The 17623-nt window shown below is 61.9% G+C and carries 17 protein-coding genes and 2 pseudogenes; 4 read left to right on the top strand and 15 right to left on the bottom strand.

Features of this window, described 5'->3' with window-relative positions; all coding sequences use genetic code 11:
• Nucleotides 1-249: 249 nt before the first annotated feature.
• The 8 genes from NKI16_RS14850 to NKI16_RS14815 all read right to left on the bottom strand — a co-directional run bounded on the left by NKI16_RS14850 (nucleotide 250) and on the right by NKI16_RS14815 (nucleotide 7419).
• Nucleotides 250-1080 (bottom strand): BtpA/SgcQ family protein, encoded by an 831-nt coding sequence (locus tag NKI16_RS14850; RefSeq protein ID WP_023679223.1) that lies wholly within the window; start codon nucleotides 1078-1080, stop codon nucleotides 250-252.
• Nucleotides 1077-1985 (bottom strand): ribokinase, encoded by a 909-nt coding sequence (locus tag NKI16_RS14845; protein WP_023679224.1) that lies wholly within the window; start codon nucleotides 1983-1985, stop codon nucleotides 1077-1079. Before NKI16_RS14845 ends, NKI16_RS14850 begins: the two co-directional genes overlap by 4 nt.
• Before the next feature lie 3 nt (nucleotides 1986-1988).
• A complete protein-coding gene (locus NKI16_RS14840) occupies nucleotides 1989-2759 on the bottom strand; it encodes a glutamine amidotransferase (RefSeq protein ID WP_023679225.1) in 771 nt (256 codons plus the stop codon).
• Nucleotides 2760-2786: 27 nt separating this feature from the next.
• Nucleotides 2787-3875 (bottom strand): phosphotriesterase family protein, encoded by a 1089-nt coding sequence (locus tag NKI16_RS14835; protein WP_352756418.1) that lies wholly within the window; start codon nucleotides 3873-3875, stop codon nucleotides 2787-2789.
• Between the two features lie 4 nt (nucleotides 3876-3879).
• Complete coding sequence (locus NKI16_RS14830; protein ID WP_352474303.1) at nucleotides 3880-4884, bottom strand: ABC transporter permease; 1005 nt, start codon at nucleotides 4882-4884, stop codon at nucleotides 3880-3882.
• Nucleotides 4881-5678: an ATP-binding cassette domain-containing protein gene (locus NKI16_RS14825; protein WP_352458694.1), complete on the bottom strand. Its 798-nt coding sequence runs from the start codon at nucleotides 5676-5678 to the stop codon at nucleotides 4881-4883. The genes NKI16_RS14830 and NKI16_RS14825 overlap by 4 nt, the downstream gene beginning before the upstream one ends.
• Nucleotides 5679-5752: 74 nt before the next feature.
• Nucleotides 5753-6691: an ABC transporter substrate-binding protein gene (locus NKI16_RS14820; RefSeq protein WP_352756420.1), complete on the bottom strand. Its 939-nt coding sequence runs from the start codon at nucleotides 6689-6691 to the stop codon at nucleotides 5753-5755.
• 116 nt (nucleotides 6692-6807) lie between these two features.
• Nucleotides 6808-7419: a cupin domain-containing protein gene (locus NKI16_RS14815; RefSeq protein ID WP_023679230.1), complete on the bottom strand. Its 612-nt coding sequence runs from the start codon at nucleotides 7417-7419 to the stop codon at nucleotides 6808-6810.
• Nucleotides 7420-8756: 1337 nt separating this feature from the next.
• On the opposite strand from NKI16_RS14815, the gene NKI16_RS14810 reads away from it, so the two are divergent.
• Nucleotides 8757-9314, top strand: coding sequence for an OsmC family protein (locus NKI16_RS14810; protein WP_023679231.1), 558 nt, complete (start codon nucleotides 8757-8759; stop codon nucleotides 9312-9314).
• Between the two features lie 59 nt (nucleotides 9315-9373).
• Nucleotides 9374-10603 carry an NAD(P)-binding domain-containing protein gene (locus NKI16_RS14805; RefSeq protein ID WP_352679395.1) on the top strand — a complete coding sequence of 410 codons (1230 nt, stop codon included), beginning with the start codon at nucleotides 9374-9376 and terminating at the stop codon, nucleotides 10601-10603.
• Between the two features lie 73 nt (nucleotides 10604-10676).
• Here NKI16_RS14805 and NKI16_RS14800 read toward each other — a convergent pair whose 3' ends face one another.
• The 5 genes and pseudogenes from NKI16_RS14800 to NKI16_RS14780 all read right to left on the bottom strand — a co-directional run.
• Complete coding sequence (locus NKI16_RS14800; protein ID WP_352645845.1) at nucleotides 10677-11126, bottom strand: CoA-binding protein; 450 nt, start codon at nucleotides 11124-11126, stop codon at nucleotides 10677-10679.
• Nucleotides 11127-11131: 5 nt separating this feature from the next.
• Nucleotides 11132-11503, bottom strand: coding sequence for a 2Fe-2S iron-sulfur cluster-binding protein (locus NKI16_RS14795; protein WP_352923088.1), 372 nt, complete (start codon nucleotides 11501-11503; stop codon nucleotides 11132-11134).
• Nucleotides 11500-12285, bottom strand: a complete 786-nt coding sequence (locus NKI16_RS14790) for a selenium-binding protein SBP56-related protein (RefSeq protein ID WP_352923085.1) — start codon at nucleotides 12283-12285, stop codon at nucleotides 11500-11502. The genes NKI16_RS14795 and NKI16_RS14790 overlap by 4 nt, the downstream gene beginning before the upstream one ends.
• A gap of 815 nt (nucleotides 12286-13100) precedes the next feature.
• Entirely contained in the window at nucleotides 13101-13424 is a 324-nt protein-coding gene (locus NKI16_RS14785; RefSeq protein ID WP_352756425.1) for a DUF718 domain-containing protein, read from the bottom strand.
• A 38-nt stretch (nucleotides 13425-13462) separates the two neighbouring features.
• Nucleotides 13463-13720, bottom strand: a pseudogene (locus NKI16_RS14780) (SAM-dependent methyltransferase); the annotation flags it as partial.
• Nucleotides 13721-13881: 161 nt separating this feature from the next.
• On the opposite strand from NKI16_RS14780, the gene NKI16_RS14775 reads away from it, so the two are divergent.
• Entirely contained in the window at nucleotides 13882-15552 is a 1671-nt protein-coding gene (locus NKI16_RS14775; protein WP_352756426.1) for an FAD-dependent oxidoreductase, read from the top strand.
• Between the two features lie 55 nt (nucleotides 15553-15607).
• Here NKI16_RS14775 and NKI16_RS14770 read toward each other — a convergent pair.
• Nucleotides 15608-15799: pseudogene (locus tag NKI16_RS14770) on the bottom strand (glutathione S-transferase family protein); the annotation flags it as partial.
• A gap of 151 nt (nucleotides 15800-15950) precedes the next feature.
• Between NKI16_RS14770 and NKI16_RS14765 the strand changes: the two are divergent.
• The gene (locus NKI16_RS14765) at nucleotides 15951-16184 is read left to right on the top strand and encodes a hypothetical protein (RefSeq protein WP_352756427.1); all 234 of its coding nucleotides are present in this window, start codon (nucleotides 15951-15953) and stop codon (nucleotides 16182-16184) included.
• A gap of 231 nt (nucleotides 16185-16415) precedes the next feature.
• Here NKI16_RS14765 and NKI16_RS14760 read toward each other — a convergent pair whose 3' ends face one another.
• Entirely contained in the window at nucleotides 16416-17549 is a 1134-nt protein-coding gene (locus NKI16_RS14760) for an aminopeptidase (protein WP_352756429.1), read from the bottom strand.
• Nucleotides 17550-17623: the final 74 nt, after the last annotated feature.

Below are 17623 nucleotides of genomic sequence, written 5' to 3'. Positions count from 1 at the left end.
GATGCGCGTCTTTCCGTCGGGGCCTGATCGACAATGGCTATGATAAGCTGCCATCACCGGCGAGCATGCCATTGCAGTGGAGGGGCTTCCACCCATCCACAAGGACCCATTCGATCGGACCCTGATTGCTCAATCGATTGTAGAAGGCATTACTTTGCTGACCGTCGACGATCTGGTCGAGCAGTATCCTAGGCCCGTCCGTCGTCTCTGATCAAGCTGGACCCCAAGCCCCTCAGTAGGGTAGTCCAGCTATCGCTTCAGACCACCCATGAACGCCTTTACTCGAGCAGAGTCGACCTGGTTCCACCAGACGCCGTCGTGCTTCAGCGCGCTGGCGATGATGACCCCGTCGACAATGGCAAGGATATCATTGGCGTTATCCGGGGTGACACCGCTGCCGACCAGCGTCGGCAGGCCGGCGGCCTGCTTGATCATACTTATGTAGCCCAAATCCGCGGCGTGACCGGTGCGCTGGCCAGTGGCGATGATGGCGTCGGCGTCGAAGAAGACCAGGTCCTTGACCAGTTCCTCCACCGGGCGGTCGGCGACGATGGCGTGTGCACCGTGCTTGACATGGGCATCGGCAAAAATGCGGATGCCGTTGGCGCGCAGCCTGGCGCGGTAGCGTGCCGCGCGGCCCGATTCGCCTTCGACAAACCCCTCATTGGCGACGTAGGCGTTCGCCCATTGATTGACTCGCACGAAGCCGGCGCCGGCTGCGCTGGCGATCGCCAAGGCCGGGATCGCGGCATTGGCCAGCACATTGATGCCGATCGGCCTGCCGAGTTCGCGGCGGATGCGGTCGGAAACGACCGCCATATAGGCCGCCGTCTCCGGGCCGATATCATCAGGCTTGGCGAAGGGGATGTCGCCATGGTTCTCGATGATGACGCCGTCGCAGCCGCCGTCGAGATAGGCTTTGGCGTCATCGAGCCCGCGCTGGTAGATCGCCTCGATACCCTCGCCGTCATAGCGCGGCGCGCCGGGCAGCGGCGCCAGATGAACGACGCCGATCACCACCTTTGTGCGGCCGAAAAGGTCCACGAGCGCGTTGCCGCCAGATTGGCCGAGCGGGGTCATGAGAGCTCCATTTGATCGATGATCGCCGCCATCTCGGAGGCGGAAGGACAGGATGCCAGAGTGCCCGGCCGTGTCACGGCGATTGCGGCAGCGGCGAGCGCCAGCTTCAGCGCCGAGATGACCGGCATGCTCCGGGCAAGCCCACCGGCCAGACAGCCGCAGAGCACATCGCCCGCGCCGCTGGTGTCGAGCGCTTCGACTCGCTGCCCCGGCAAGCGAAGCGGTTCCGTCCGGTCCGTGCCAAGCACGATACAGCCTGCGGCACCGAGGGTGATGACGACGGCGCCTGCGCCTTTGGCCACCAGCGCGTGAGCGGCTGCTGTCATGTCATCCCGGCCGGTCAAGATTTGCGCTTCGGATTGGTTGACCACCAGAACCTCCGCCAGGCCGAGATCGGGCAGCGAGGCCGTGTCGATCGGGCTGGCGTTGAGAACGGTGCGCGCACCGTTTCCCTTTGCTGCTCTGAGGCAGGCATTGGTCACGGCAGTCCGTAAATTTCCCTGGCAGACGAGGATGTCGCCGGGAGCGATCCAGCGGACAAGTGCTGTTTGCGCCACCGGATCGAAGGCTTCGCTGCAGGCGACGCCGCTGACGATGAAATTCTCTCCGCCTCGATCGACGACGATGGTCGAGCGGTCGCTCGGCAGCTCGAATTCGCTCACCTCAAGGCCTGACAGCTCGCTGTCGAGGCGGCTCCTCATCCACGCGCCAGCGGGATCCTTGCCGAGCGCCGTCCAGAACGTCACCTCTGCACCAGTCCGTGCTGCTGCGACTGCCTGGTTGGCGCCCTTGCCGCCGAGCCCGTCGGCATAGCTCACGGCATTCAAGGTCTCGCCCGCGGCAGGGAAGCGGCCGACGCGAAACACGGTATCGAGGCAGGCATTGCCGACGACGTGGACATGCATGGCTCAGCTCTCACCGGTCGCCCAGCCCAGCATCTGTTCGAACAGGGTCTTGTAGCCTGGCCAGGCGATGAATTGCGGCGGCAGCCAATGTGGCCCGACATCGGATGTCCAGGCCACGGTGCGGCCCTTGCCGTAATGGCCGGTGACAAGCAGCGGCAGCGAACCATAGTCCGACGACACGCTGGCCAGGACCTCGGCCCCATCCTTCAGCGTCACCTCGTTAAAACCGAGCAGGATCGGCCAGTCCGAGCCGAGGCCCCTGAGGATGGGATGGCTCGACCCTGGTTTCGGCACCGGCGCAAAACCTTCGGGAACCTCGACGCGGTCGTCGTAGGCCAGGCAGTTCACCGGCAGCACGTCCTCGACCGGCGTCTTGCGGTAGCGCGCGCCGCCATTGATGCCTTGGAAGCTGTAGTAACCGCCGAACATCAATAGACCGCCGCCGCCGCTGACGTAATCGCGCAGCAGGCGCAGGCGGTTCGGCGTCGGCTTGGAGTGGACCCAGGTGTCGGGATGCAGCAGCAGCGTGTTGGCGCCGATGTCGGAGAGCACGACCGCGTCATAGGCCGACAGCGCCTCCATGGTCTGTGGAAAGCCGCGCTGCGCCTCATGCGCCGGCATGAACGTCACGTCGAAGTCGGTCGCCTTCAGCGCGTCCAGCAACTCGTCTGCGCCGGTGTGGTAGGTAACGGTCGGAAACTGGTCGAAACCCTTGATATGGGTCGCGGTCGACACCCAGGATTCGCCGGCAAGCAGGATCTTCTTCTTGGACATTTGAACTCCAGTGTAATTCCAGGCCGCTTAGAGCCGCGCGAATACGCTTTTCGGATTGGCGATCAACATGCGGTCGATGGCCGGCTGCTCGACGCCGTGGCGTTTTAGGCGCGGTATGAAATGCTTCAGGATATAGCCATAGCCGAAGCCGCCGAAGCGCGTCAGCATGATCTTGAGGAACACATCCTGCGACAACAGCAGGCGGTCGCCGAAGCCCGCCTCGACAAGGGCGGCGATGGCGCGTGCATTCTCCTCGTCGGAGGGCGATTGCGCGTCCTGGTCGGCGTAATAATAGTCCATGCCGATCATGTCGTATTCGAGGAACGCGCCGCGCCGGGCGAGGCTTTTCTGGTAGTCGGGATCGTCGTGGCTCGGGTTCATGTGGCAGAGCACGGTGTGGCGAAGATCGGCGCCTTCGGCCTCGACGATATCGAGCACCTCGTGCGCCAGCCGCTCCCAGCCAGGCAGATGGATCGACAGCGGCACGCCGGTGATGCGCGAGGCGCGCGCCGAAGCTCGCAGCGACTTGCGTTCCTCGGCGGTGAAATCCTTGCTGACGCCGACTTCGCCGATCAGCCCGGCCATGATCGGCGGCTGCGTCTCGCCGCCGCCGACATCGTTGACGATGAACTCGGTCACGGCGTCCACATCCATCGCCTTCAGCCATTCGGGATGGGTGTGCTCGAGATAGAAGCCGGTGCCCATGACGATCTTCAGGCCGGACATGCGGCTGATGCGAGCGAGCTTTTCGGGGGCGCGGCCGATGCCGATATTGGTGGCATCGACGACGGTGTGGCCGCCCAGCGCGCGATAGCGCTGCAGCTCAGACAACGCCAGGTCGGCGTCGTCGAGCGAGACGTTGTCGCGGTTGACGTATGGGTTCATGCGCAACTCGCCGATGATCTCGATGTTCACCGGCTGCTCGGCGATCGCCAAGTCATCGGGATGGCAGGGGCATTTCCAGCTGCGCGCCCCATCGAGCAAGATGTGCTCGTGCATTAGCGTAATGCCCATCTCCTCGACCGGAACCGGGCCGAGCACGGTCATCACATGGCCAGTATAGACCCCGATCGCCAGCCGCTGGCCGGGCCCTGCGTTATCGAACAGACCGCTCATCGGCTCAACGGCTCCGCACGGCGCCGCGAAACAGGCGGAAGTTCAGCCAGATGGCGATCAGAATGATCGTTCCGGTGACAATCGGCGTCAGGAAAGGCGACAGATGCGCCAGGATCAGGCCGTTGCCGATGACGGCCACGGTCAGCGCGCCGAGCACCGTGCCGATGATCGTTCCGCGGCCGCCGAACAGGCTGGTGCCGCCGAGCACGACGGCGGCAATGACTTCCAGCTCGAAACCCTGGCCGGCATTCGAAGATCCCGATCCAAGCCGGGCGGCAATGATGATCCCGGCAAGGGCTGCCGCGGTGGCGGAAATCACATACACGAAGAGCGTCGTCTGCCGCGTGTTGACGCCGGCGCGCCGCACCGCCTCAGCGTTGGCGCCAATGCCGGTGACATAGCGGCCGAATGGCGTCTCGTTGAAGGCGAGATACGCGATGGCCAGGATCGCCAGCGCGATCAGCGCCGGCACCGGCACGCCAAGAAACCAGGCGCGGCCCAGCACCGTGAAAGCGCTTCCGGGCTCGATCGGGATGGAATAGCCGCCGGTGATCAGCAGCGCCACGCCACGGATCACCGAAAGCCCGGCAAGCGTGACGATGAAGGACGGGATGCCCTCATAGGCAATGAAATAGCCCTGTACCGCCCCAAGCAGGGCACCGAGCGCCAACATGGCGAGGATAACGACTGGCCACGGCAGGCCAAACTGCAAAAGCGTCGCCGACAGCGTCGCCACCAGCGCCAGCACGGAGCCGACCGAAAGATCGATGCCGCCAGTGGTGATGACGAAAGTCATTGCCGCGGCGACGATCAGCAGCGGCGCCGACTGCCGCAGGATGTTCAACAGATTGGGCGATGTCAGAAACGCGTCGGTCGCAACCGAGAAGATGATGCAGACGACCAGAAAGAACAGCGCGATCGAGACGACGCTGCCATTGGCGAGCAGCGCATCGCGCCAGGTGCCCCTGCGTACTCGTGAGGGCTGGGCGGTGTGGATCGCGTCGCTCATGCCGGCGCTCCACCGCGATAGCCATTGGTGGCGGAACGCGCACTGAACTTGCGGCCGACGATCAGATTGACCACGTCTTCGATATTGGTGTCGCCGATCGGCCGCTCGGCGACATTGCGCCCTTCATACATGACCTGAATGCGATCGCAGACGAGGAAGAGATCCTGCAGCCGGTGGGTGATCAGAATGACGCTGACACCGCGCGCACTGACCGCGCGGATCAGTTCGAGCACCGCCTCGACTTCGGCCACGGCAAGCGCTGCCGTCGGCTCGTCCATGATCAGCACCGCCGGCTCGAACGAGGCGGCGCGGCCGATCGCGATCGACTGGCGCTGCCCGCCTGAGAGGTTTTCAACCTTGAGCCGCGTGTCTGCAATGACGATACCGAGCCGATCGAGCATCTGGCGCGTCTCGTCGTGCATGCGCTTCTTGTCGAGAAAGGAAATGCCTGCGATGCGGCGGCGCGGCTCGCGGCCAAGAAACAGATTGCCGGCGACATCGACCGTGTCGCACAGCGACAGGTCCTGGTAGACCATCTCGACGCGCGCCGCACGTGCGTCCGCCGGCGAGCTGAAGATCACCGGCTTGCCGTCGATCTCGATGGTGCCGGCGTCGGGAACCACTGCCCCCGACAGCACCTTGCTCAATGTCGACTTGCCGGCGCCATTGTCGCCGACCAGCCCCAGCACCTCGCCCGGCTTCAGCGTCAGCGACACGTCATCGAGCGTCTGGATGGCGTTGTAGCGCTTTGAGATGCCGCTCATCCGCACCCGATAGGTCTGGCCACTGCTCATCTGGAATTCCACGCGATTGCAAGGGATCCGCGGCGCAGCCTCGGGCGGCGCCGCGGCTCGGTCGCCGACGCAGTTTACTTGAACATCGCGCGATATTGGTCGACATTCTTCTTGGTCACGATCGTCACCGGGATATTGATGATCGGGTCGATTTTCTCGCCCTTCTTGATCTTGCCCAGCGCTTCGACCGCGGCCTTGCCTTCGCCGGCCGGATCCTGCTGCACGACCGCCACCACCCAGCCGTCGTCGATGCCCTGAACGGCCTGCTTGGTCAGATCCCAGCCGAACACCTTGACGTCGCCGGTGCGGCCCTGGCTGGTCACAGCCGAAACGGCGCCGAGCAAGGCCGGTTCGCCGGTCGCATAGAGCGAGTTCATGTCCGGATTGGCGGTCATCAGGTTTTCCGAAGCGCTCAAGGCGGTCTCCTGAACGTTCTGGCCGTCGACTGTGTCGAGGAAGGTGACGGCCTGGCCGCTTTCGGTCACCGCCTTCTTGAAGCCGTCGAGGCGCTGGTTCTGGATGAATGAATTGAGTGCGCCGACGATACCGATCTTGGCCTTGCCGGCCATATCGGTCTTCACATAGTCGGCGTAGAATTTGCCGATGTCCTCGCCGGCCTTGGAGTTGTCGACGCCGATGAACGAAATATTGTCGCCGTCGGGGATCTGCGCGTCGATGGCTATGACGGGAATGCCGGCCGCCTTGGCTGCAGTGATCGCAGGCTTGACGCCGTTGACGTCGATGGCGACCAGAATGATGCCGTCGACTTTCTGCGTGATGTAGTTCTCGATCGCGTCGTTCTGCGCGCTCGGCACATTGTTGGCGTTGAAAATGACCAGCTTGGCCCCAGCGGCGTCGGCTGCCTTTTGCGCGCCCTCGTTGATCTGGTTGAAGAACAGGGCCTGCTGGTTGATGTTGACGAGAGCGAACGTATCGGCAAGCGCCGATCCCATGGCTGCCGAGCCCATGGCAATGGCGGCGGCACAGCCGGCGAGAAGTTTGAACAGACGCATTTCGGTTCCCCTTGCTTGCGGACCAGACCTCGGCTGGTCCCGTTGGTGCTACAGGCACGAGGCAAGCATTCAAGAGACTTGAATATTTGTCAATCCAAATGAACGCAGAGCGTTGCTCAGAAAGTCGCCGGCGTGTTGACCCAGAAAATGCTAGCGCGTTCCTCGCCGATGTTGCGGTAATGATGCGGCAGCTCCGACCTGAACACGAAGGCATCACCCGTGGCGAGAGCATGGCTCTTGCCGTCGACGATCAGTTCGATCCGCCCGGCGAGCACGTAGCCGACTTCCTCGCCGGCATGCTGGATCGGACCTTCGCTCGAGCCCTCTGCCTCGATGTGATGGATGTTGCATTGTAAGAGGTGGCCAGGCGAATACGGGATGATGCGTTCGAGCGAAATTCCTTCGCCACGCCGTAGCGCGTCGAGCGCGATCAAAGGCCTTGCGCCCGCCCGGAATACGATCGCCTCGTCGTCGTCGACTTGCTCGAACATCCAGCCGATATTGGTGTCGAGAACCTCGACCAGACGGTGAAGCATGGGCAGGGACGGCGAAGCCTTGCCGTTCTCGATCTTGGACAGCAGGCTTTCCGAGCAATTCGCAGCCGCGGCCAGCGTCTTCAGCGTCATGCCGCGTGTCTGGCGGGCGAGGCGCAGCCGAGTTCCAAGTCTTGCGGCATTTACGGTGGCGTCCGTTTCTGACTCTGGCCGCCGTCGATCGATTTTGTTCATCTGTTCGCCAACCATTCAACGGTCAAGGGCAACTATCGCGCGAGCAAAAGACCTCGGCTGACGATTTGCAAGTGCTGATGCGTCAAATTCGAGACTGCAGCCGCAGCTACCTCATCCGGCGAATGCCGCTCCCGCATGAACCGTGCTGAATGATCCCGCGCCAGTTATTCCCTATCGCTTGGCTGTCCATCGTGGTCGAAATCGCCAGCCGTTACCGCGTTTGCGTCACGTGGCGAGTGGACTTGGAACGACAATGCGGGCAAGGCGGGCCACGCAGCCAATCTACACAACCACGGCCGCGCCGACACGATAAATCTGGACTGTCCCCGAATTGCGGAGCGCGCCCAGAAGTCACCCGCGGCAGCGCCCCATGGAGTTACGCCCAGGGCGCGCAGGCTCTCGATAACCGCGACGTATCCAATGAAATCCCTGGGGCAGTCGCGCACCGCTTGAGCTTCGGCAATTTTGAGAAAGTCCAACAGAATTAATGGACTAGCACCTTGCTGATGTAAGTTGCGGAAGCGACGCGCGGTTAATGCTTTAGAAGTATAGACACATCGACACGAGGTGCGAAGAAGCAACGCCAATACAGCTGGTTGGTTACAACGTATTTATTTTCGCAGATATGGTATTGCCCGTCCGGGGATTCCTGTACACGGTCCCGTGGGATGGTGAAATTATGCGGCAAATAAGTGTACCCGCCGTCTACCCTGGACCGCACCGAAGACCGAGGTATGGCGCGGCAATCTGAACCGCCGCAGCACTTGAATTTGGTCTGTGGGTCAATCTTATCTTCGTACCAATCATGGGCGTTAGCGGCTGTTGCGGCGGCGATACACATCGCCGTGAAGATGAGCCTTCGCATGGCATTCCTCAAGTATCTGGCAGGCGCTGCTCGTTGGGGTTTCCATGTATATTAGCGTTCCATTGAAAATACCATTGGCCTCCGACGGACTTAACGCAGCTCCAGCAAGCGACGCTCGCAACGGAAGACCGCATTGGGTCACGTCAGGACGACACTTGCGCCGACCAAAGGTCAGCTCTTGTTGCTCCGGGTTGGAAACCCGACCGTCTGCTCTGCGCCTGATGTCGGCCATAGAGGCGAACTTTGCCTCCGCCCGGAAGCAGACACTGCAATTGACCACGCTGAAGGTCGTGGTCGCGCCAGAGCCTGCAAAGGCACAACTCGGCACACGAGGGCGAACATTCCGCTGCGGAAACAACTTGAAGAAACGCTTCGCGACCCATAGCATGCCGCGCCATGGTGAAATCTGATCGGGAGGTCAGTGAGATCGGTCGGGTTTTTGAGCCAGTGCAAGGTAGGGAGGATAATAATTATGGCTTCCGAAGTACAGGCAAACAACGGCGTTAACGTAGAGGCGCTGCTCGGCGCACGCGAAGCGCTTACCAACGCCCCGGAGGCAGCGCAGTTCAAGTGGCGCGCGGCCTGCGAATGGAAGGATGGCACCCACAGCCACTCGTCGGTCGAGAGCTTCTACGGTCTCGGCGAGGATCAGCATCGCAAGACCACCTTCACATTCGACGCAGACCATCCGGAGGTCTTCGCTTCCCAGGACAAGGGCGCCACGCCCGTCGAATACGTGCTGGTCGGACTGGCGAGTTGCCTGACCGCCGGCATCGCCGCGGTTGCCCAGAACCGGAACATCCAGTTGAAGTCGGTGAAGGCGACCATCGAAGGCGACATGGATCTCGCCGGAATACTCGGCATCGACAGCGACGTGCGCAACGGCTTCAGCGGCATCACGGTGAAATACAACATCGACGCCGACGCCAAGCGCGAGGACATCGAGGCTATCGTCGCTCAGTCGCAGAAGCGGTCGGCGGTCTATGACATTGTCACCAATCCGACGAACGTCACGGTCGTGGTGAATTGAAAGGCGCTTCGAACCGTAGACTCTCCTGATGAGAGGGTGCGATTAGTTCCGTCACCACAGTGATCGTCGGCGCGGGGCACGCGGGGCTCGCGATGAGCCGCTGCCTCGCGGAGCGCTCTATCGACCATGTGCTGCTGGAGCGCGGCGAGATCGCCCATACCTGGCGCACCGAGCGATGGGATTCACTGCGGCTGCTCACCCCGAACTGGCAGAGCCGGCTGCCGGGCTTCCGCTATGACGGCGACGATCCCGACGGCTACCGGACGATGCCTGAGGTGATCGACTTCCTCGGGAACTATGCCAAGGCGATCTCGGCTCCGGTCCGAACCCACACGACCGTTACCTCGGTTCGCAGCGACGGGGCGGGATATCTTGTGCGCACGGACCGCGGCGAGTGGCGGTGTCGGACCGTCGTGCTGGCGTCGGGCGCGTGCAACATCGCGCGCCTGCCCGACGTCGCCAGCCGCGTGCCGCCGTCGGTCGCCATGCTGACGGCACAGTCCTACCGCAATCCGGGTCAGGTCGCCGACGGTGGCGTGATGGTGGTGGGCGCGTCGTCGAGCGGCACCCAGATCGCACAGGAGCTGCAGCGTTCGGGGCGTCAAGTGACCCTGTCGGTGGGCGAGCACATCCGGGCGCCCCGCGTCTATCGCGGCAAGGACCTGGAATGGTGGATGGACGCCGCCGGCGTGCTCGACGAGCGTTACGACGAGGTGGACGACATCAGGCGGGCGCGACGGGTTCCTTCGCTACAGCTTGCCGGCACGCCCGACCGCATCACCCTCGACCTCAATGCGCTCGACGACCTCGGCGTCCGGCTCATCGGTCGTCTTGCCGGCATCACCGAAGACGGCAAGGCCCAGTTTGCGGGGTCGTTGCGCAACATGTGCGCGCTTTCCGATCTCAAGATGGCACGGCTGCTCGACCTCATCGACGAATGGGCGCGCGCCAACGGCCTGGACGCTACGGTCGGGCCGCCGGATCGTCCGCCGCCGACCCGTGTCGAGGACAACCCGCCGCTCGGCCTCGATCTTGCCGGAGGCGCTATCAGGACGATCATCTGGGCCACCGGCTACCGGCCGGACTACTCCTGGCTGGAACTGCCGGTCCTCGACCGCAAGGGCCACCTCCGTCACGACGGCGGTGTAGCGGAACATCCGGGCCTGTACCTGATGGGGACGCAGTTTCTGCGCCGCCGCAAGTCTGCTCTGATCGACGGCGCTGGCGACGACGCGCGTGATCTCAGCGATCATCTGGCATCGTACCTCGGGCAAAATTCAATCTGCTAGCAGAATCAACGTCTGAGACTCCAGAGGGAACAGGTTGGTTGCCGCGACAACCCCGAATTCTGCGCCCCTGCAGTCATATTCCCAAGTGCAGCTTTGGCTTCCAGAAGGGGCGGAACAACTCAATCTTGGGACAGCGGTTCATCACAACTTTCAAGCCCGCTTCCTCCGCCAACTGGGCGGCAGCGTCATCGCGCACCCCAATCTGACCCCACAGAACCTTGGCATTGATTGCGATGGCCTCCTGTGCAACTTCCAACAGATCTTCGGAGCGGCGAAAAACCTCAACCATATCCACAGGCCGGTCGATGGCCGCTAGTGACGCGTACACCTTAAGCCCTCGAATCTCAGCCAGACCGGGACTGGGGTTGACCGGGATCATGTCGTAGCCGATTTCGTGCAGCACCCTGAGTACCCCATAGGAAAATTTAGTTTTATCGGGGCTGGCCCCAACCATCGCGATGGTTTTGACCGATTTCAGAATGTCTTGCAGATAAGCCTCCGAATAGGGCTCATCATGATTCATATGGGTCATTTCTTTGCTTCCAACGGGGTCGCAATATCGGCTTTCAATTCATGAGCGGCCAGCGGGTCAAGGAAGGGGTTGCGATAGAGCTTGTCGTGGCTCTCAACGCCGACCTCCAGCGTGCAGTCGCTCATAGGGCGGGCGACGCAGAGGATTATATAGCCATTGGTGATCTGGCGGTTGTTCAGCGCCCGCTGCGCTTTTTGATCGACTTTGCCGCTGATTATTTTGGCCGCACAGGTTATGCAGCCGCCATACTTGCACCCATACGGCAGGTCCACGCCCTGCTCGCGCAAGCTTTGCAAGAGGGGCTTCCGGCGATCGACGTCAAAGGCCGCACCGCCTTGATTGGCGAGAGTGATGGTGAAGTTGGTCATACCCAGATGTCACTCGTGCAATCACCGCCGGGATAACGGGTTTCGTGGCAGCGGCTTGGTCCATTTGGTTCCTCGCCAAAATCGACGACAAATCGCGGATCGATTTCCATGCCGCCGTTTTCCGTATCGCAATTGACCATCAGCATGCATCCGCCATTGGTGCGGATTTCCGGATAGAACTGATTGTCCCAGGTCGAGAAGAGCGAGGTCGTCACATAAAGGCGCTTGCCGTCGAGGCTGAGCTGTATCATCTGCGGCCCGCCAGTCACTTTCACGCCATTGACCTCAGGCGCACGGCCGAGAAGTCCGCCCATCCACACTTGTCCGGTAAGCTTGGCGTTGTGGGGGTCCGAGATGTCGTACTGACGGATGTCGCCATGCAACCAGTTGCAGTTAGTCCTGGCTTTGATTTCAGCGCCGTCTATCACCTTGAACAGTGTCGGGCTGCGCGGATCGGTACCGCAATCGACAATATGCAGATTTGACGAGCGCACACCCGGCACGATCAGATATTTCCGCTCCATGCTCGCATCGCCGTGGCACGACGAACAGGCATTCCAGCCCGAGTGATGAAGCTCATCGCCAATACCCGGCATTTGCAAACGCGAAATCACCTGGCTGTAGGTCGAACTCTCCGGGTCGACATCAATGGTGCACAGATAGTCCGGCTTCTGAATGCCCGTGCCGGTGTAGATGGCAATCGTATAGAGCAGCTTTTCGCGAGGTGCCGTCATCGCCTCGGCTGGAGAAGCATAGCCCGGTCCACAGCAATGATTGGTCATGGGTACTTCTCTTTGAACAGATCACTGGCCAGCCCCAAAGGGGCAAGCTGGAATGTTAGTGCATGCTTGGCATTGGCGCTATGGCCGAGGTGGCTTGTGAAGTGCGCACGTGACGTACAACTTGGCGACAGAGCCCCCGTGGGACCACCCAACGCCAGCTTCTTATCCCGAGGGAACGTTGGCGGAGTGATCGGAGAGCAGTGCCTGGACCAAGCCCAAGTGAAAGCCCCCGGCTTCTTTCCACGGTTTCAAGACAGTATTCCAGCGGTCGGGAACGTCTGGGTTGGGTCAGTTCGAGACTTCGAACCCCGGATTGGATGTCTGCATTCTCGCGCGTTCTTACCGCAATCGATCGGACCGCTTCCGGCCATTACCTGATCCTCAATCGCAATCGCGCATGGTCATCCTATCAGGTTGAGCTAACATCGGCGCAATGCGTGTGGGGTCTGAGCGGGTGTGCAAAATGAGAGCAAGTCTCCTTGCAATCGCTACCTCGACGCTGCTGAGCGAACCCAGCACTGCGTGCACGATGCCTGGTTCTTTGAGTGCGGAGGAACGAGCACTCGCCGACTGTGTCTTCGTCGGACCGTTGTCCGCTTGGATCATCCGAAGCAGAGAAAAACCGTAGCGCGCGGTGAATCCTCACGCAGCGGGCTGAGGCCACCCAAGCCTCCGGCTCAGCCGCTACAGCCCGTCAGACGCCCGACCAATTCCGGCACGAACCTCTGTCGCTTGGCTACATCCGCCAAAACCTGCTCTGCCTTTTTGGTTGATCGCCTGGGAGTTCGGCCGGCCTTCGCTAACTCGAGCCTGCCTCAGCTTACCTCAGCAACGACTGTCCCCGAGACCGGGTCGGTAAGGCCGAGGTCGCCGCCGAGGTCTTCGAGCATATCGCGGAACGTGTCGAGAATGCCGATCATCGACGGCCGCGCGGCGGCGAGGCTGTCCATGTCCTGCCACTCGCCGACAAAGCAGAACGTGGGCTCGCCAGTCTTGATCAGGGCGCCCTTGCGAAAGCCTGTCGCGTTGAGCGCGATAGTCTTGTGCGCTTCGACGAAGGCCTTTTTATGCTTGGCTTTGTGCGAAAGCGGACTACATTGTAGGCTGTCATAGCTTCCTCCGATCGATTGGAGCAGCAACCTTTTTGAGCAGCAATCTTCCTGCGGCAGCCATCCTACTACGGGCGGGCCTCCAGCACCATGTTGGACGGCGTCTCCGCGGTGCGGCGGAAGCGGTGAAGCCACCGCTGGTGACGACCTCCCTCAGCCTTGCCTCTCCGGCCTGGGCGCCAGCCCTGGAGCCCGACATCCTGCGCCAGCGACGCGGGCGTGCACACAAAGGCGGAGGCGTCATAATAGGCGCGCCCGACGGGGTTAACAGCCAGATGATCGTGCGCGAACGGCTCGACGATCATCCACGTGCCGTCCGGCTTGAGCGAGCTACGAGCATGCGTGGCATGGCGTCGAGGCTGCCGATCTCCCCCACAACAACGGTACAACAACGGGGAGGTTGCGCTCTCTGCCAAAACACGGCTCCGCCTCACTTTTTTATTGATCACGACAAAAAAACAACGCTAACTGGCTCCCGCGAGGGGCCATGCTGACAAGTGATGAAGTGGGAGCGATCCCGTTGTTTTCGGGTTTGCCGGCGGCAGAGCTGGAGCGGCTGGCGCGGACAGCGGCCGATCTTCACCTCAGCCCCGGAGAGTTCGCGATTCACGAGGGTGGAGAGGCCGCGCTGTTTGCGGTTCTCGCCGGCAAGATCGAAGTCCTAAAGACCTTCGACGGCATCGAGCGAACGCTGGGTTGGCGTCTGCCGGGAACGATCTTCGGCGAGGTGCCGATTGCGCTTGGCTCGGGTTTTCCCGGTGGCTATCGCGCCGCCGAATCTTCCCGCGTCATGCGCATCGAGGTTCAGCAGTATTATTCCATCGCCGCGGTTTCAAAGGACGTGGCCCAAAAGGTCAGCGCGCTTGCCCGCGAGCGGATGGGCGGGCTGCAAAGCGTCACTGCCGAGCCGCAGAGGCCGCGCGTCACATTGGTCGGCCATCGCTGGGACACGGCGTGCGGCGAACTGCGCCGGTTTCTGGCCCGCAACCAGATTTCGTTCACCTGGCTGTTGCCCGACACGTCGGATGCCGAGGCTTTCTGGTCTGCCCTCGGCAGGCCGGCTCTCGATGGTCCCGTTGCCCGGCTGGCGGACGGGGAGATTATCGAAGCACCCGCCGTGCGCGATCTTGCCATTCGCCTCGGGCTGCAGACGCGCCCGCGCGGCGCCGAGTACGACGTCGCGATCATCGGCGGCGGACCGGCCGGTCTTGCGGCTGCGGTCTATGGCGCCTCCGAGGGGCTGCGCACCATCGTCGTCGAACGCGAGGCGCCCGGCGGGCAGGCGGGAACATCCTCGCGCATCGAGAACTATCTCGGCTTTCCAAGCGGCATTTCCGGCGACGAGCTTGCCAGCCGCGCGCTGCAGCAGGCAAAGCGGCTCGGCGCCGAAATCCTGGTCACCCGTTCGGTCGCCGGCATTGACCCGACGACGCACGAGGTGGTGCTCGACGGCACCGATGTCGTGCGCGCCCGCAGCCTCATCCTGGCAACCGGCGTCGCCTGGCGCCGTCTTGCCATCGACGGGTTCGACCGGTTGATCGGCAAAGGCGTTTATTTTGGCGCCGCGCGCAGCGAGGCGAGCAGCACGCATGGGCAGGATGTCTACCTGATCGGCGCCGGCAATTCGGCCGGCCAGGCGGCGATGCATTTTTCCGGCCATGCGCGCAGCGTGACGCTGCTGGTGCGCGGCCCCTCGCTTGCCGACAGCATGTCCCACTATCTGATCGAGCAGCTCAGGGCGAAATCCAACGTAAAGGTCCAGCTTCGCTCCGAAGTCCAGGCCGTGCACGGCGAGACGCACCTGACGGCGATCGACATTCTCGACAAGACCGGCAACGAGGTGAGCCGGCACGAATGCGGCGGGCTGTTCGTGTTCATCGGCGACAACGCCGAGACCGAGTGGCTGCCGGCCGACGTAGCGCGCGATGCACGCGGTTATGTGCTGACCGGCGACGACGTGAAGAAGGCCGGGCTCTGGTCGCATGGCCGCGACCCCTACCTGCTCGAGACCAGCGCGCCCGGCATCTTCGCCTGCGGCGACGTACGCCTGAGCCCGGTCAAACGCGTTGCCTCGGCGGTCGGCGAGGGCAGCATGGCCATCGCCTTCGTCCACCAGTATCTGGCCAATGAAGAGAAAGTAGACCGCAACCAAAGCTAGAGGGTCAAGTAACCAGAATGTCATCAGCCGGTCGATGCGGCGTGAAAACCGCCAATTAAGCATCGAAAGCACGCTTGAGGGCTGGCCGCACTTCGCCGCGGGCTACATAAGCGGAGAGGTTCGGATATTCGTCCAGTATACCCGATCCGTTCAACCTGCGCAGCACCGCCACCATCAGAAGGTCACCGGCGCTGAACGCACCATCGAGCCAGTCGGCATTGCCCAGGCGATCGGAAAGTTCGCCCAGACATGGCTTGCGATCTCCGACTCAGGCGGAACCCATGATTCACAACCGACCCCAAGGGACACTGTTGCCGCCCATCTAGCCGTATTATCGGTATCGGCGAAGCCGCTGATCTGTGCTAAGCCGCCGCCCGAATAGCCAAAGGAGTACACCCGTGAGCGAGCCGACCGTGGCCGAGGCGACCGACAGCATCTATGCATCGCTCCGGGTGAACAATGCCGACATCGACGCACATATCGCGGCGCTCAAAGCAGCGCTGGCGCGAGAGGGGATAGAACAAGCGGTGTTCGATTCGACCAGGCTGGCGCAGAACAACCGTTCGGGCCGCAAGCTAATGCAGGCTTATTTTCGGCAGCGCGGCGTGAGCGTGAGGTTTTCGGCCTCGTAGGGGCGCACGCTGCGGCGCCACGGCCCGCCGGCAATCATTGTGGTCCAAGATCCCGCAGGGAGTTCAGGCAAGTCCGCTTTTGGCTTCTGTAGGCCGGCATGCGGCTTCCGGCCCCGCCGACGTCAAAGTACCTAGGAAATCGGCCGACAAATGGTCAATTCAATCACCTGCTCCGGCTGCCGAGTACATCAGCGACCGATTCGCCGCTTCTGGCTTGCGGATTTGACCGGATCAATCGCATGAATCTGCCGCCTTGAGCGCTTCGGCGCGGTCAGATTTGTCTAACGCTCCTATCCATCGAACCGACGCGAAGAATCGTGGATAGTCGCCCGAACACAAATCGAACAAGCGGAGAAACGTCGCCACCCGATCGCCGTAGACGGAAGTCGCGGCGAGCTTCGCGTTGTTGATCGGAGAATCGAACCAGACATCGTACCTCCGGTATCCATGCCAGCGACTGTCGCGCATCTCTCGGTAGCGCATCCGCAGCCGTTCGATCGCGGCTATCTTTGCGGCCCGCTTTTGCTCAGAGGTAGCGCTGTCGTCATAGACGTGCCTTAGCTCGTCTCGGGTCTGCGACACCAGCGCAAGAAATTGAGCTCTGCGCCTCCGGTCGGCTTCGTAACGGCGCAAACCGGCAGTATCCCCATTCGCGCGCAGCCATTTTCTTACACCGGTTGTTTCGACAGCGGTAGCGAACGCCTCGTTGAACCCGGAATCGTCCTGTACGTAGACGCGCTGGTGGGCCAGCTCATGGAACACCAGCCCTGCAAGACCCGCTTCATCTTGGCTGAGCATGGTGCTTAGCAGCGGGTCACTTGACCAGCCGAGTGTGGAATATGCAGTGATGCCCGTCACATAGACGTCCAGGCCCTGTCTCTGAAGTTCGACAGCGGTTTCAATCGCAGACCTTTTGGAGAAGTATCCTCGGTACGGAACGCATCCGAACACTGGAAAGCACCATGTTCGTGGCGTCAGCGAGAATTCCGGCGCTGCGAAGATGGCCCATGTCACCGCGTCCCGACCAACGTCAACATAGCTGCGGTAGCTATTGTTGTCCGGCAGCGCTAGTTCATCTATCGCAAACTGTCGGATGGCGCTCGCCGATGCCATTCGAGCGCGCAATGTCCCAGGGGTCGAAGGATTGTCGATCAGCTTTCCTACATCCTGCCGCGCCGCCATGATCTCCAGGTGACCCTTCAGGGATTGTGCGTAGTAGGAAATGCTGGTGCAACCTGCCACGCCGGACATCACGATCATCGCAGCAACCGAACGAAAAAAAGCATGCATCATGCCCACAGCATCGCTCACACGTCCGGATAGGGCAAATGTCGCAACTACGCCCGGTCCGAAACCGTGCGCCAATTTGGTTAAGATCCTGGATGGGGTTTAGGCTAGACGTTCGTCCTCGGCAAGATTGTCACAATTCGGTCACACGC

Origin of the sequence: Mesorhizobium sp. M0698 (assembly GCF_040320455.1) — a bacterium.
In the GTDB taxonomy this organism is placed as follows: Bacteria; Pseudomonadota; Alphaproteobacteria; order Rhizobiales; family Rhizobiaceae; genus Mesorhizobium.
This window is presented reverse-complemented; position numbering and strand designations above follow the sequence as displayed.

Bases quoted from the DNA above. Each gene is read 5' to 3' on its own strand.
- NKI16_RS14850 (WP_023679223.1), bottom strand. From the start codon at position 1,080: ATGACCCCGCTCGGCCAATCTGGCGGCAACGCGCTCGTGGACCTTTTC.
- NKI16_RS14845 (WP_023679224.1), bottom strand. From the start codon at position 1,985: ATGCATGTCCACGTCGTCGGCAATGCCTGCCTCGATACCGTGTTTCGC.
- NKI16_RS14840 (WP_023679225.1), bottom strand. From the start codon at position 2,759: ATGTCCAAGAAGAAGATCCTGCTTGCCGGCGAATCCTGGGTGTCGACC.
- NKI16_RS14835 (WP_352756418.1), bottom strand. From the start codon at position 3,875: ATGAGCGGTCTGTTCGATAACGCAGGGCCCGGCCAGCGGCTGGCGATC.
- NKI16_RS14830 (WP_352474303.1), bottom strand. From the start codon at position 4,884: ATGAGCGACGCGATCCACACCGCCCAGCCCTCACGAGTACGCAGGGGC.
- NKI16_RS14825 (WP_352458694.1), bottom strand. From the start codon at position 5,678: ATGAGCAGTGGCCAGACCTATCGGGTGCGGATGAGCGGCATCTCAAAG.
- NKI16_RS14820 (WP_352756420.1), bottom strand. From the start codon at position 6,691: ATGCGTCTGTTCAAACTTCTCGCCGGCTGTGCCGCCGCCATTGCCATG.
- NKI16_RS14815 (WP_023679230.1), bottom strand. From the start codon at position 7,419: ATGAACAAAATCGATCGACGGCGGCCAGAGTCAGAAACGGACGCCACC.
- NKI16_RS14810 (WP_023679231.1), top strand. From the start codon at position 8,757: ATGGCTTCCGAAGTACAGGCAAACAACGGCGTTAACGTAGAGGCGCTG.
- NKI16_RS14800 (WP_352645845.1), bottom strand. From the start codon at position 11,126: ATGAATCATGATGAGCCCTATTCGGAGGCTTATCTGCAAGACATTCTG.
- NKI16_RS14795 (WP_352923088.1), bottom strand. From the start codon at position 11,503: ATGACCAACTTCACCATCACTCTCGCCAATCAAGGCGGTGCGGCCTTT.
- NKI16_RS14790 (WP_352923085.1), bottom strand. From the start codon at position 12,285: ATGACCAATCATTGCTGTGGACCGGGCTATGCTTCTCCAGCCGAGGCG.
- NKI16_RS14775 (WP_352756426.1), top strand. From the start codon at position 13,882: ATGCTGACAAGTGATGAAGTGGGAGCGATCCCGTTGTTTTCGGGTTTG.